A 12,913-nucleotide genomic window follows, 5' to 3' on the forward strand; every position below is an offset into this window, starting at 1 on the left:
GTGCGTGGAGGAGGTACGGATGAGCATAGGTACCAACGTGTTGACCCGAGCATGGAACGAACTGCGGCAGTTCACGTCACGGGGCCGCGTGCGCCTCGCCGGACGCGTCACGGCGGTCATCGCCGTCGGCCTGATCGGCGGCTGGATCGGCCTCCTGGTCGGCGGGCAGGCCCAGACCGACGTCGGCCCCGCCGACGTGAACTTCGCGCTGCATCCCTCGACGTCCGGCGGCACGGTCATCGACATCCCCCCGCTGGGCACACTGCGCCTGGACAGCCACTCCGGCCCGGTACGAATCGAGGCCCAGGTGACCCGCCTCCGCCCCGAGCGCGCCAAGACCCTCATCGAGGACCCCGCGGCCTTCGACCGCCTCTCCGACACGATCGGCGGCGACGTACGGCACGCGTTCGTCGTCATGGCGGTCAAGGCCACCGTGGCCGCCCTCGCGTGCGCGGCGCTCGCCGGCTTCCTCATCTTCCGCAGCTGGCGGGGCGTGTTGTGGCCCACCGTCAGCGCCTTCAGCGGCCTGCTCGTCGTCGGCCTGATCGGCGGCCTGACGTTCAACCCCGAGTCGGTCGCCGAGCCGCGCTTCACCGGCATCCTCGCCAGCGCCCCCCAGGTCGTCGGCGACGCCAAGACGATCGTGTCGCGCATCGGGGCCTACCGGGAGCAACTGGCCCGGCTCGTCGGCAACATGTCCCGCCTGTACGACGTCACGTCCACCCTGCCGACGTACGAACCGGACCCCACGACCATCCGCGTCCTGCACGTCTCCGACATCCACCTCAACCCGGTCGCCTGGGGCGTCATCCGCCAGGTCGTGAGCCAGTTCCACATCCAGGTCGTCATGGACACCGGCGACCTCACCGACCACGGCACCAAGACCGAGGACAAGTTCGCGAACACCATCAGCAAACTCAAGATCCCGTACGTCTTCATCCGCGGCAACCACGACTCCGTCTCGATCGAGAAGGCCGTACGCCGCCAGAAGAACGCCGTTGTCCTCGACGACCAGATCGCGGACGTCGGCGGCCTCCGGATCTTCGGCACCCCCGATCCGCGCTTCACCCCCGACAAGACCACCCGCGGCGACCTGGTGGGCGCCCAGGAGATGCTCGGGTACGGCCGGACCGCGGTACAGAGGCTGAAGTACCTCGGCAAGACCCCCGACATCGTCCTCACCCACGACCCGAACGAGGGAGCGGCGTTCGACGGCACCACCCCTCTCATCCTGGCCGGCCACACCCACCAGCGCTCCACCCGGCTCCTGCCGAGCGGCACCCGCCTCTTCATCCAGGGCTCGACCGGCGGCGCCGGCCTACGCGGCCTCGAACACGAACAACCCACCCCGATCGAGATGTCGGTCCTGTACTTCAACCGGGCCACCCACCGCCTGCAGGGCTGGGACGACATCAAACTGGGTGGCCTGGGTCTCACCTCCGCCCAGATCGAACGCACCCTGGAGGCCAAACCGGACCGCCCGATCATGCCGTCACCTGCACAATCACCGTCGGGATCACCACTCACCCCGACCCCGTTCAACCCCTCACCACGCCCGTCCCAGGCGGGCCGCCCGCGGTAGGGAGGGAATCACTTTGGTGGTTGGGGCGGTTGTCCCCTATGCTGACGGAGTCCCCGACGGCAGGCGCCAAGGGCAACGGCGGCCAGGTCCGTCGGAGTCCCCATCGTCTAGCGGCCTAGGACTCCGCCCTTTCAAGGCGGCAGCGCGGGTTCGAATCCCGTTGGGGGCACGGTATCCTTCCGGGGGTACTACAGAAGAAGCAAGGTCCTGTGGAGCAGCTAGGAGTGCTCGCCACCCTGTCAAGGTGGAGGCCGCGGGTTCAAATCCCGTCAGGACCGCTGAGGCGCCGTTCGGCGCCGTGCGGGCAGGTAGCTCAGTCGGTACGAGCGTCCGCCTGAAAAGCGGAAGGTCGGCGGTTCGACCCCGCCCCTGCCCACCACATGTGACCTGCAGGAATAGCCCTGAGACTCCAAATCTCGGGGCTTTCTTGTGACAGCAACCGCCACCGAAAGCGGCCGTCCGCTCCTGACGTTTCCATCGCGGACCAGCCGTGGCTCGCCACGCCTGGAGATCGTTAAGTTGATCGACTCCACCCGCAAGGCGGTCAGCAAGTCCGACTGGTTGCTCCTCCGGTTCGTGCCGTAGTCCCACGTCACCGCATCTCCAGGACTGCTTGAACCGTCGGCTGTCTCGGTTGAGCTCTGTAAGCTCTACAGCAGGGAAAGGAGGCCAGGATGACCGCACAGCCACACGACTTCGTCCCTGGTGCAGCTCCCGATCCAGCCAAGAGCCTGCGCGCCATCCGGGCCGCCCTGGTGGTACCCCAAGACCGTGAGGCGTTCGACGCCGGCCTCAAGGCGGTCCTGGACGAGGTCAGGGTGAACCTCGATCTCGGCGTCCTGAACGACTTCGTGCATCGCTGGTGGATATCGGCCTGCGACTCGACACGTGACCCCGAGGGCCGCCGCCGCATGCACGCCCGAGCCCACCAAATTCTCGCCGGGGAACCGGCTCCTCAGACCAGACCGTGGCGCGAGATCCTCGCCGAGCGTGAGAGCGGTCGGTAGGTGTATCGCCTCAGCCTGGACCCGGTCGCCGAGGACCAGATCAAGGCCGCTCCGCAGGAAGCCCTCCGCCCACTCGCCGAGTTGTTCACCCTGCTCGAGACGGCCCCCTGGAGCGGACAGCCGTTCAACCCCGCCAATCCGCGAGGCAACATGCTCACCCACGAGTTCGGCGAACTCGGTCTTGCGACCTACCTCGTCTTAGAAGAACAGCGCGAGGTGTACCTGCTCTTCCTTGAAGAAGACGGCCTGCTGGAAGAAGCAGAGCAGTGCTACCGGATCGCCGCCGAAGTGAACTACCCAGCCGCACGCAACCGCCTCGCCTGCCTGCTCAAGGAAACCGGGCGCCGCGAAGAGGCGGAAACCTGGCATCGCCGCGCGTTGGACAAGCGAGCCGAGTCATGTGACGTCATAGGCGACGACGACTACGCGGCGAACACGAACATCATGTACAACCTCGCAGTGCTCCTGGAGGAGACCGACCGGCCACAGGAAGCGCTGGACCTGTACCATCAAGCGGCAGCGAGGGGCGACGCCGAAGCCACCCAGGACATCGCCCGGCTCGAGAGACGATGAGAACCGCTCAGGGTTGGCTTCGGAGACCGCCTCGCCGTCCCCACCCCGACCAAGCACCTACTGGCTCGCCGACCAGGGACATCAGAACACGATCTGAATATACTGGCGGCATGAGCACCACCGCGGACGCAGTGACCTTCTCCGATCTCTCCCGCAATCCCAAGTCAGTAGCTGAGCGCGCCGCACGCCTCGGTCGACTCCGGGTCACCCACCGCGACGCGCCTGACTTCTACCTCACGGCCGCCGACCGTGAAGAGCAGCGAGACGAGACACTGACGACCGCGTCGCGGATCTTCCTAGCGCTCATGAAACACGATCCCAGTGCGCGGGCACTACTACTCGCCATGCCCGACGTGTTCCCCTGGGTACGCCACCTCAGCACCGAAGAGGTGCGCGCCTTCACCGTGGAACTGGTCGACGCGCTGTCTGATGCGGCCGAACTCGACCTGGATATGAATGCCCAAGAGGTCATCATCGGCTGGCGTTCCACCGCACGCATCAAGGCGGACCGCACACAGTACGAGGAGGCGCTTCAGCCGACCTCCGGGGACTTCGGTCCGGTCGAGGTCACGCCTTGAGCCCCAAACGCGGAGACAGTGCGACAGTCCCGCCACCAGATGACGAATGGGATGTCAGGTTCGGCACCAGCGAGGCGGTACGGGGGTGGGAAGAGCTATGCCGCCTCGCCCTGTCGAACACCCGCCGATGCCTGGACGCCCTGCGCACCGAGCCACGTTCCCGCACCAACCACGAGCGACAACATCGACTCCGCGGAGATCTCGCAACCCACCGGCACAATGGCCGTGACCTCGAACAATGGGAGTACGAGGTCACCAGCGGTGGACGCGTGCGCTACGTCATCAACGATGACGACCGCACGGTGTGGATCGTCTACGCATCCCCACGCCACCCCAAGGACACCGACCGCTGACGGCAACCGTGACGGCAACGTCGACAACGGTGAGCAGCCGCCGACACGCCGAGACCAGCATCCACCTCAGCCTGGAGCCCGTGAGCAGGGTGGTTGCTACTCCTGAAAAGCGGAAGGTCGGCGGTTCGACCCCGCCCCTGCCCACCTCTAAGGCCAGTAGAAACGCCCCGAGCGGAATAGCTCGGGGCGTTTCTGGTCTCACTTGTGGTCTCAGTTACCCCTTTAAGCCGCCGGTGCCGGGCTCCGGTGGGGCCGTCGTCCTTGCCTTTGCGTGCCGTAGCGCCGCTGTCTCGCTCTTAGCTAGCGGGGTGACGATTGTCAGCGCTGAAGTGCGGTCGAGCCGGTCCAGCTGGCCAGAAGATCGAGTGCCTGGCGTTCGGGTGAGTCGGGCGCGGGCGAGTAGACGGTGATACAGAGCCCGGGGTCAGCGGGCAGGTCGAGGGCTTCGTAGGGCAGGGCTAGGTCCCCGACGAGCGGGTGGTGGAGTTGCTTCACGCCGGAGCGGGGGAACTTCACGTCGTGCCTAGCCCAACGCTGGGCGAACTCGTCGCTCTTTGTGGAGAGCTCGCCGATCAGGTCCGTCAGGCCCTTGTCTCGCGGCGAGCGGCCGGTCTCGGTGCGCAGGAAGGCGACCGAGTCGTTGGCGGCTTTCTCCCACTCGGACCAGAAATCGGCGGAACCAGGATCGAGGAACAGGAACCGCGCGGTGTTGACGGGACCACGCTGCGCGAACAACGGGGAATCGTAGACTGGGGCGTACAGAGCCCGGCCGAGAGAGTTGGCGGCGAGGATGTCGAACCGTCCGTTGCGGATGTAGGCCGGCAGGTCGGTCATCGCGTCGAGCATCCGCAGAATCACCGGTCGGATCCGCCCAGGCGCAGCGGGTGGTCGGCGCTCGGACGCCGTGGCCGCGCGGGCCAGGTCGTAGAGGTAGGCCCGCTCGGCATCGTCGAGCTGAAGTGCGTGGGACAAGGAGTCCAGCACCGAGTCCGAGGCGCCGCTCAAGTTCCCGCGCTCGAGGCGGATGTAGTAGTCAATGCTCATCCCGGCCAGCAGTGCCACCTCCTCCCGGCGCAACCCGGTCACACGTCGATTGACACCGAAGACGGGCAGCCCTGCCTGCTGCGGCGTAATGCGGGCGCGACGAGTACTGAGGAACTCCCGCACCTCGTCGGCCTGCTCATGCCTCTCGCTGTCGGTCACATCACCACCGTAGGTCGTGCGGCGGTGTGCTGGGAGGTACTGCCGTTACCCGGAAGAGCAGTAACTCCCACCCGCGCACGAATACGGGCTTCATGGGAGGGACCCAGCAAGGCAGAGAGACCCTGCACAGCTTCGAGAAGTCAGCCGGCAAGCTCGGCGTCGAACACATCGACCTGCTGATCCTCCGCCAAGCCCTCCCGTACACCTAGAAGGACCGCAAGTGGTAGACAACCAATTCACAACGCATGCAGAGCTTTTCGATCTGAGTGGAAAGCGCGCGCTCGTCACCGGTGGCACCAGAGGCATCGGAATGATGATCGCGCGTGGCCTTCTCCAGGCGGGCGGCCGCGTGGTCATCAGCTCACGCAACGCAGAAGCGTGTGCTCAGGCGCAGGAGCAGCTGTCCAAATTCGGTGAGGTGCGGGCCATCCCCGCCGACCTGTCCCGCCACGACGAGTGTCGGCGACTGTCCGACCTCGTCACCGCCGACGCGGAGCGTCTCGACATCCTCGTCAACAACGCGGGCGCCATGTGGGACGAGCCGCTGGCGACGTTCCCAGACGCGGCCTGGGACACGGTCGTCGACCTCAACCTGAAGTCGCCGTTCTGGCTAGTCCAGGCGTTGCTGCCCGCACTTCACAGGGCGGGCACCGCCGACGATCCCGCGCGGATCATCAACATCGGCAGCATCGCCGCCATCCACATCCCCCAGCGGCCCAACTACTCGTACTCCAGCAGCAAGGCCGCGCTGCATCAACTCACCAGAGTGCTCGCCAGGGAAGTAGGACCGCAGCACGTCACCGTGAACGCCGTGGCGCCGGGACCGTTCCCGTCGACGATGATGGCTGCAACGCTCGATGAGTTCGGCGAGGTGATCGCGGCGTCGGCCCCACTACGCCGGATCGGACGCGACGATGACATGGCGGGTGTCGCCGTGTTCCTCGCCAGCCGGGCAGGCGCATACCTAACGGGCGCCGTGATCCCCGTCGACGGCGGCATCGCCACAACCGCGTAGGCCGCCTAGGCGAGGACATCATCGACGCCAACGAACCGACACCGGGATTACCGAACGCGTGCAGCGTTTGGTCGTGCGCGTGCGGCCCCGACTGCGGCGACCGTCTCCCGGCAACGCTCCGGCCGCCGCGGTTCGACCCCGCCCCTGCCCACCACACGTGACCTGCTGAAACAGCCCCGAGACATCGCGTCTCGGGGCTTTCTTGTGACGACAACCGCGAGGCAAGCGACCGTCCGCTTCTGGCATCACGGTCGCAGACAGATCGCCGAGCTGAGCACCGGACCCACGTACAATGGCACCGACTCAGAGGAGATCTCGCAACCCACCGGCACAACGCCGCGACCTCGAACAATTGGCGGTACGAAGTCGGCAGCGGCGGTCGCACTCCTCGATCTGCCAGGCGCGCGTGACCGAGGTTGGCCAGTCGGCGCGGTGCTGGCCACGACCCGGCCAGCGAGTTGCGAGGCGCTCGTCCGCTTATGGAGCGGTTCGAACCGGGGCCCGCCTTTTCGCGGCTTTCTGGTTAGGACATGATTCCGGGCATGTCGACTGAAGCGGCGGCGACGACGTGTCCAAAGTGTGAGCAGGTCGTGGTCGAGAATGAGGGCTACCGCACGTGGTGCCCGGCGTGTAACTGGAACCTGACCGATGATTTCGGGCGACCGCGACGTGGTTTCGTTCGCCGTCGCTTGGATCGTGCCTCAGATCGATTGGTCGTCTCCCTCTATGAAGACCTTCGCGCGGACGGCGTGTCCCGGCCTGGCTGGGACGCGGCCCGTATCGCCTCGTACCTGATCGCCAGCGGCGTCCACCTGCTTACCGCGGCTCTTGTTGTGACCGCGGTGACGGCGAGCGTGGTGTCTCCGGTATTTCCCGTCTTCGCGCTGAGCCTGCTGCTGTTGGCCATCGCGTTTTTCATCCGCCCGCGCTTCGGCCGTATCCCCAAAGGCAAGATGCTGCTGACGCGACCGGACGCGCCGGAGCTTTATCGGCTCCTGGACCGTGTCGCTGAAGAGGTAGGTGCTCGGCCGGTCGACGTGATCGTCGTCGATCGCCTCTTCAACGCGTCCTACACGGCCGTCGGTTTGCGACGCCGACGGATCGTCACGATCGGGCTCCCCTTGTGGAACTCGTTGTCCCCGCAGGAACGGCTCAGCGTCCTCGGACATGAATTCGGACATGGCGTCAACGGGGATAGTCGCCACCTGCTGGTTGTGGGAACGGCCCTGGAGAGCCTGCGGCGTCTGTACTCCCTGCTTCGGCGCGATCGGGGGTGGGAGGTCCGTTACGCCGGGTCATTCATCGCCATGCTGGGTCTTGCCCTGAGACTCGTGAAGTGGCTGCTGCGACTACCGGTGGCCGCCACTTACCTGGCACTATCCATGCTTACCTTGCGGGCCGGTCAGCGCGCGGAATACCTGGCCGACCGACTGTCGGCCGCCGCCGCGTCTCCTGCGGCCGCGGCCGACGCATTGGACAAGGTCAGGACGATCGAAGGAACCCTGCTCCCCGCCATCAGCTATCAGGCCGCCTTCCCACAAGAAGTCCGACTGTGGAACAAACAGCGGGAACTCATCGCCCGGATTCCAGACCTCGAGCTTGAGCGTCGGCGCCGCCTCTCCGCCATCGCCGAACATCGGGTCGACGCGAGCCACCCGCCGACCCACCTGCGCATCGACCTGCTGCGCGAACTCGCTGCCGTCGAACCGAAAATCTCGCTGACCGCTCAAGAAGTCGAGGCCATCGAAAGGGAACTGGCCCCCGCGTACGGGAAGATCGCGGTGGAGCTTGCCGCCCCCTACCGCGCCGCCCACTACGAATCTTGAGGCGGTACGTATGGTTCGACACATCAGATGCGGTCACGGATCTTCCTGGCCCTGATGAAGCACGACCCGAGCGCCCGCGCGCTGCTGCTCGCCATGCCTGACTGGCGAAGCCTCCGGTAAGAGGGTTCATCGACCAAGAAGAACCTCATATCCGGAGACCTCGTTGACCACACCAACCCGGGTCGACCACCGTCGCTCTAGCGTTCCCGCGTACGCGGTTGCGTGCCCTTCGGCCTCAACCCCATCCGCGTGACCTTATTCAGATACGCGGATGATGTCGGGCTGCTCGGGGCCGTGTGGGATGTCGAAGGTGTCCTCGCCGGTGCGCAGCAGCCGGAGCACGATGCCGGCCACGTACGCCGGTCGATGAACCACCATGCCCGGCCGGGGTGGCACGCCATCCTTGAAGATGCCGTCGCCGAATTCGGTCGCAGTCACCGAGGGCAGCAGCAGCGACACCGCGATCCCGTCCGCGGCCAGTTCCTCTCGCAACACCGAGCTGATCATGTTCACCGCCGACTTGGTCGCCGCATAGGCCCCCACCCCGGTCGCGACCCGGCGTGTGGTGCCCGAGCTGACGTTCACGATCCGCCCGAAACCCCGCTCGCGCATGGCCGGCAGCACCGCCTGGGTGACGTCGACCACGCTCGCCACGTTGAGGTCGAGGATCTTGCGGTACTCGGTGATATCGATGTCGGCGATCGGCCCCTGGATGCTGGCACCGGCGTTGTTCACCAGGCCGTCGATTCGCCCGTGCTGGTCCAGTGCGGCCGCGACCAGGTCGCGCACCTGCGTAGCGTCGGTTACGTCGGTGGGCACCGCCAGCGTCCCGTCGAGTTCTTCACTCAACGCGGCCAGCCGGTCGGCCCGGCGCGCGGCCAGTACCGGGTACGCCCCGGCGGCGTGCAACAGCCGCGCGGTGGCTTCACCGATCCCGGACGACGCGCCCGTGACGATCACCGTCCGGCCGGTCAGTTCAATCAAATCCGTCATGATTCAACGTGTACCAGAACGCCGCGCCAGACGAGCGGTGGGGAACTTGAATACCAGCACGCCACATGACCTGCAGGGGCGTATTATCGACACTCGCACCGTTCTCAGGAAGCTCATGCGGTAATCATGAGGTTCAGGTGCGCGACAAAAAAGGTACGTGGCGGCGGGAGCACGCGGAGCGCCGCCACGTGAATATCAGTTGAAGTGGATTCCTTCGAACACTACTCCAGCCGGACCGAAATACAATTCCTGGTAGTTCCTGAAGCGCACGTGCCTGCCGTCACTCGCTCGGACGAGGTATCCGCTGTTGTTACCGGCCCGGATGAGGTCGACGGCGAAGCCCATGTCGTACGTGACGTTGTGTCCTTCGAGGCACTCGCTCATGGGCGTGCCGCCGTTGGTGCTCGATGCGTGCAGAACGAAGAATGTGTCGGGAGTGCAGTTGACATCCGCGTGCGCCGGGGACGCGACCATCCCCGCCGACACGGCGGCGATACCCGCTGCGGTCATTCCGGCCGCGATCGCTCGTTTGAGCATTAGGGCTCCTTCCAAAGCCTCCGTAGCCTTCACATAACAAGACGTGGGCATACACAGAAAGGTTTACGCCGATTTTCACGCAGCTCACCGAAGCCCGGCATCCGGTCGGTGCATTCGCGACAGCCGGCACCTGCCGGCGTTCGGCGAACGGTTGCGGCCCGCGCCGTTGGAGCGGGTATGCCTGAACTGAGTCCTAGCGCGTGACCTTCGTACAGCGGTTTGATGGGCAGCCGGGGAGTTCGTAAGCGTTGGGGCCTGACGGCGAGACGCCACCTGAAAGCGCGAAGCACGGCATCGGCTCTGGGCAGGAAGCTACACCTCTGACCTGATCAGCTCGGATGCGGACGCGAGCCTGGGTCCGAGTTCACGGGCGAGCCGCGCGGCCAGCGCGCGGAAGGCCTGGACCTGAGGGCGCGTGTCGTCTCGGCGGCTGGCCAGCGCGCTCTGCGCCCACGGCGCGTCGATCACGGGCACGAAGCTGATGCCGGGCCAGCGGTAGAGGCGCGAGAAGGACTGCAGCGCGGCGCCCGTCCCCTGCCCGGCCGACACGCTCGTGAGCACGTCCTGGATGCTCGCCACCTCGCCGACGCCGCAGCGCGGCGGGATGCCGTTGCGGGCCGAGGAGAAGTACAGGTAGTCGGTGAACACCCGAGGCGCACCCTCCGGGATACAGACAAAGAGCAGGTCGAGCACATCACTCAGGCGTACGGCGTCCGCGTCACCGAGCGGACCGGCCGACGGCACGATGAGCACGCGGGGTTCGGTGGTGAGCACGTCGACGCGGAGACGCTCGTCGTCGGGCGGCGGGCGTACGAACGCAACGTCGGCCTTGCGCTCGATCAAAGCGGTCGTGTGCTCGGTGAAGGTGATGCCCTCGACGCTGAGTGGGGTGTTCGGCCGCGCTTTACGGAAGGCACGCAGGATGGCGGGCGTCAACTCGGCGGAGCCGGGGGCCATCACCCCGACGCGCAGCGGAAGATTTTCGTCGGTATGCAGATCGCTGATGGCGTCGGAGGCGGCGTTGGCTGCGGCGAGCATCGTACGGGCGTGTGGCACGAGGCGCTCGCCCGCCGGTGTCAGGGTGATCGGTGAGCGTTCGAGGAGTTGAACGCCCAGCTCACGTTCAAGCCGCTGGATGTGGCCCGTCACCGCGGGCGGCGACAGGAACAGCCGGGCGGCGGCGCGGGCGAACTGCCCTGTCTCGACGACCGCCAGGAACGACGCTAGCTGCCGTAGTTCCACGTCACTCAATGTAGTCGCCAACGAGTGTCCGATACATCCCCTCGATTCACCATTCGTGAATCTAGTCCGCTGCCCTGGCGGCTTCGCGCTATACCGGAGACATGACCGCGAACGCGTTCCCCGAGCGCCGCGCCGCCTTTCCGGAGACCGTGCCGCCCCGTAGGTGCGGCGTGAAACAGGGCGTCTCGGCGACCGGCAAGATCACGGCACCGGCCCCCTCCCTCGGTGCCGGAGAGGGCCGGCGCGTTCGTCGTCTACGCGGCGGTTTCACCCAACTCGCCGCGAGCTCGCTCACCATCGCCACCGCATCCTGACCGCCCACCGACCGGCGCATGCGCCCCCACGCTCGCCGTGGTCAGGTCCGCCGCACGCGGTGGCGGTGGTGAGCGCGGCAATCCCGTGCTCCGCGCTCCCTGGCGGCAACCGGTGGCGCGCGCCGTGCGCCGTGCGCCGTGCGCCGTGACCTGATCATCTTCCCGCCACCAGACGAGAACCGCAGGGGTACCTGCTGGCCACCCGCGAGCTGGGCGAGGCCGACTGGGTCGTCCCCGACCACGTCACCGCGACGCCTGGCGGCCTGACGCTGACCGGAACAGTGGACCTGAGTACATCCCCGGACGGTGCCTGACCGTATCGAGGGCGTGGCCCGGGAGCCGTAGCGTCCGGGGCATGACTGATCGCCGCCCTGGAAACCCCGCCCTGACCCGCCGGAGCGTGCTCGGCAGCGCTGTCGCGCTCGGCGCGGGAGGCGTCTTGACCACCGGCATTCCAGCTCAGGCGGCCGAGCCGTCCAAGCTTGAAGGTCAGATCGACGCCCTCGCCGGACGGCTCGATGCCGACGTGATCGCCATGCGCCGCGACATCCACCGCCACCCCGAACTGTCGGGCGGCGAGGTCCACACCGCCGCCCTGGTCGCGGACCGGCTGCGCGCCGCCGGCCTAGAGGTGACCACGGGCGTGGGCGGCCACGGGGTCGTCGGCGTCCTACAGGGCAAGAGGCGAGGCCGGACGATCGCCTACCGGGCGGACATGGACGCCGTGCCGCCAGACTCGCAGATCAACGGCGGTCCGGACCCCGCGCACGTGTGCGGCCACGACCTGCACACCACGATCGGCGTCGGGGTCGCCGAAGTGCTGGCGCGCCTACGGACCCGGCTCCACGGCCGGGTGGTGTTCCTCTTCCAGCCGGGGGAGGAGGCCCTCGCCGGCGCGCAGGCGATGATCTCCGACGGCGTGCTGGAGCGGACGAGGCCGGACGAGATCCACGCGCTGCACTGCGGTCCCTTCCCGGTCGGCACGTTCTCGGTCACGCCGCGCACCGGGCTGCCGGGTTTGGACCACGGCAGCATCACGCTGACCGGGCCCGATGCGCCCGACCGGGCCGAGCGGCTCGTCGCCGACATCAGCGCGCTGTCGACGGTCGCGTTTCCGCAGACGTCCGCCGACCTCGAACGGCTCATCCGGGAGGTGGAGACGCCGCACGGGCCGCTGGCCCGGTTCGTCTGGATGAGGGCCGGCGCGCGTCCCGACGCCAACGGCGACGTCGAGGTGCGCGCGATGTACCGGTGCTGGCCGCAAGAGCGCGTCCCGGAGATCCGCGACCAGCTGCGTCGCCTGACCGGCCGGTACCCGGACGCCCGCATCGAGTTCCCCGCCGACGCGTTCCCAGCGATGGTGTGCCCGCCGCGTCCGGGACGGGAGGTCCGCGACTACCTGGCGCGCCGACTCGGCCGTCCGGCCGTCACGACCATGCACGCGGCGATCCCGTTCAGCGGCGAGGACTTCGCACTGTTCCTCCGCCGCGTCCCCGGGACGTTCAGCTTCCTCGGCGTCCGGCGGCCCGGCGCGGACATCACCACCGCGTACCCGCACTTCGGCGCCTTCGATCCGGACGAGCACGCCATCGGCGTCGGCGTCCGCGCGATGGCCGGCTGGCTCACCCATCGCACCGGGACCGGGCGTTCTACACCTGGGTGACAACGGCTCGGAATCCACCAGGGAAAT

At 67.2% G+C, this 12,913-nt stretch carries 13 protein-coding genes and 4 tRNA genes; 13 read left to right on the forward strand and 4 right to left on the reverse strand.

Features of this window, described 5'->3' with window-relative positions; genetic code table 11:
• Nucleotides 1–19 precede the first annotated feature (19 nt).
• From ACYVF7_RS56545 to ACYVF7_RS56585, 9 genes are all read left to right on the forward strand, one after another.
• Nucleotides 20–1,582, forward strand: a complete 1,563-nt coding sequence (locus ACYVF7_RS56545) for a metallophosphoesterase family protein (RefSeq protein WP_460356519.1) — start codon at nucleotides 20–22, stop codon at nucleotides 1,580–1,582.
• Between the two features lie 96 nt (nucleotides 1,583–1,678).
• Nucleotides 1,679–1,751: transfer RNA gene (locus ACYVF7_RS56550), tRNA-Glu, on the forward strand.
• A 34-nt stretch (nucleotides 1,752–1,785) separates the two neighbouring features.
• A tRNA-Asp gene (locus tag ACYVF7_RS56555) sits at nucleotides 1,786–1,860 on the forward strand.
• Nucleotides 1,861–1,884: 24 nt separating this feature from the next.
• Nucleotides 1,885–1,961, forward strand: a tRNA-Phe gene (locus ACYVF7_RS56560).
• 295 nt (nucleotides 1,962–2,256) lie between these two features.
• Nucleotides 2,257–2,589, forward strand: a complete 333-nt coding sequence (locus ACYVF7_RS56565) for a DUF6247 family protein (protein ID WP_460356522.1) — start codon at nucleotides 2,257–2,259, stop codon at nucleotides 2,587–2,589.
• On the forward strand, nucleotides 2,590–3,162 hold the full coding sequence (locus tag ACYVF7_RS56570; RefSeq protein WP_460356525.1) for a tetratricopeptide repeat protein: 573 nt from the start codon (nucleotides 2,590–2,592) through the stop codon (nucleotides 3,160–3,162). It abuts the gene before it with no gap.
• A gap of 110 nt (nucleotides 3,163–3,272) precedes the next feature.
• Complete coding sequence (locus tag ACYVF7_RS56575; RefSeq protein ID WP_460356528.1) at nucleotides 3,273–3,740, forward strand: hypothetical protein; 468 nt, start codon at nucleotides 3,273–3,275, stop codon at nucleotides 3,738–3,740.
• Nucleotides 3,737–4,093, forward strand: a complete 357-nt coding sequence (locus ACYVF7_RS56580; protein WP_460356530.1) for a hypothetical protein — start codon at nucleotides 3,737–3,739, stop codon at nucleotides 4,091–4,093. The genes ACYVF7_RS56575 and ACYVF7_RS56580 overlap by 4 nt, the downstream gene beginning before the upstream one ends.
• Before the next feature lie 82 nt (nucleotides 4,094–4,175).
• A tRNA-Ser gene (locus ACYVF7_RS56585) sits at nucleotides 4,176–4,237 on the forward strand.
• Between the two features lie 174 nt (nucleotides 4,238–4,411).
• Here ACYVF7_RS56585 and ACYVF7_RS56590 read toward each other — a convergent pair.
• On the reverse strand, nucleotides 4,412–5,296 hold the full coding sequence (locus ACYVF7_RS56590; protein WP_460356533.1) for a helix-turn-helix transcriptional regulator: 885 nt from the start codon (nucleotides 5,294–5,296) through the stop codon (nucleotides 4,412–4,414).
• Nucleotides 5,297–5,516: 220 nt separating this feature from the next.
• Here ACYVF7_RS56590 and ACYVF7_RS56595 point away from each other — a divergent pair, with 220 nt between their 5' ends.
• Together ACYVF7_RS56595 and ACYVF7_RS56600 are read left to right on the forward strand one after the other, a co-directional pair.
• A complete protein-coding gene (locus ACYVF7_RS56595) occupies nucleotides 5,517–6,311 on the forward strand; it encodes an SDR family oxidoreductase (protein WP_460356536.1) in 795 nt (264 codons plus the stop codon).
• Between the two features lie 542 nt (nucleotides 6,312–6,853).
• Entirely contained in the window at nucleotides 6,854–8,137 is a 1,284-nt protein-coding gene (locus ACYVF7_RS56600; protein WP_460356538.1) for a M48 family metalloprotease, read from the forward strand.
• Between the two features lie 255 nt (nucleotides 8,138–8,392).
• Here ACYVF7_RS56600 and ACYVF7_RS56605 read toward each other — a convergent pair whose 3' ends face one another.
• The 3 genes from ACYVF7_RS56605 to ACYVF7_RS56615 form a co-directional block, all read right to left on the reverse strand.
• On the reverse strand, nucleotides 8,393–9,097 hold the full coding sequence (locus tag ACYVF7_RS56605) for an SDR family oxidoreductase (RefSeq protein WP_460356540.1): 705 nt from the start codon (nucleotides 9,095–9,097) through the stop codon (nucleotides 8,393–8,395).
• A 228-nt stretch (nucleotides 9,098–9,325) separates the two neighbouring features.
• A complete protein-coding gene (locus tag ACYVF7_RS56610) occupies nucleotides 9,326–9,667 on the reverse strand; it encodes a hypothetical protein (protein WP_460356542.1) in 342 nt (113 codons plus the stop codon).
• A 312-nt stretch (nucleotides 9,668–9,979) separates the two neighbouring features.
• A complete protein-coding gene (locus ACYVF7_RS56615; protein ID WP_460356545.1) occupies nucleotides 9,980–10,909 on the reverse strand; it encodes a LysR family transcriptional regulator in 930 nt (309 codons plus the stop codon).
• Nucleotides 10,910–11,010: 101 nt separating this feature from the next.
• On the opposite strand from ACYVF7_RS56615, the gene ACYVF7_RS56620 reads away from it, so the two are divergent.
• Nucleotides 11,011–11,223, forward strand: coding sequence for a hypothetical protein (locus tag ACYVF7_RS56620; RefSeq protein WP_460356547.1), 213 nt, complete (start codon nucleotides 11,011–11,013; stop codon nucleotides 11,221–11,223).
• A gap of 355 nt (nucleotides 11,224–11,578) precedes the next feature.
• A complete protein-coding gene (locus ACYVF7_RS56625; protein WP_460356550.1) occupies nucleotides 11,579–12,886 on the forward strand; it encodes a M20 metallopeptidase family protein in 1,308 nt (435 codons plus the stop codon).
• The last annotated feature ends 27 nt before the right edge of the window (nucleotides 12,887–12,913 follow it).

The sequence above is a fragment of the Actinoallomurus acanthiterrae genome, assembly GCF_054775715.1.

What these genes read in the sequence shown, in the direction of transcription:
- ACYVF7_RS56545 (WP_460356519.1), top strand. Translation starts at nt 20, where the DNA reads ATGAGCATAGGTACCAACGTGTTGACCCGAGCATGGAACGAACTGCGG.
- ACYVF7_RS56565 (WP_460356522.1), top strand. Translation starts at nt 2,257, where the DNA reads ATGACCGCACAGCCACACGACTTCGTCCCTGGTGCAGCTCCCGATCCA.
- ACYVF7_RS56575 (WP_460356528.1), top strand. Translation starts at nt 3,273, where the DNA reads ATGAGCACCACCGCGGACGCAGTGACCTTCTCCGATCTCTCCCGCAAT.
- ACYVF7_RS56600 (WP_460356538.1), top strand. Translation starts at nt 6,854, where the DNA reads ATGTCGACTGAAGCGGCGGCGACGACGTGTCCAAAGTGTGAGCAGGTC.
- ACYVF7_RS56610 (WP_460356542.1), bottom strand. Translation starts at nt 9,667, where the DNA reads ATGCTCAAACGAGCGATCGCGGCCGGAATGACCGCAGCGGGTATCGCC.
- ACYVF7_RS56620 (WP_460356547.1), top strand. Translation starts at nt 11,011, where the DNA reads ATGACCGCGAACGCGTTCCCCGAGCGCCGCGCCGCCTTTCCGGAGACC.
- ACYVF7_RS56625 (WP_460356550.1), top strand. Translation starts at nt 11,579, where the DNA reads ATGACTGATCGCCGCCCTGGAAACCCCGCCCTGACCCGCCGGAGCGTG.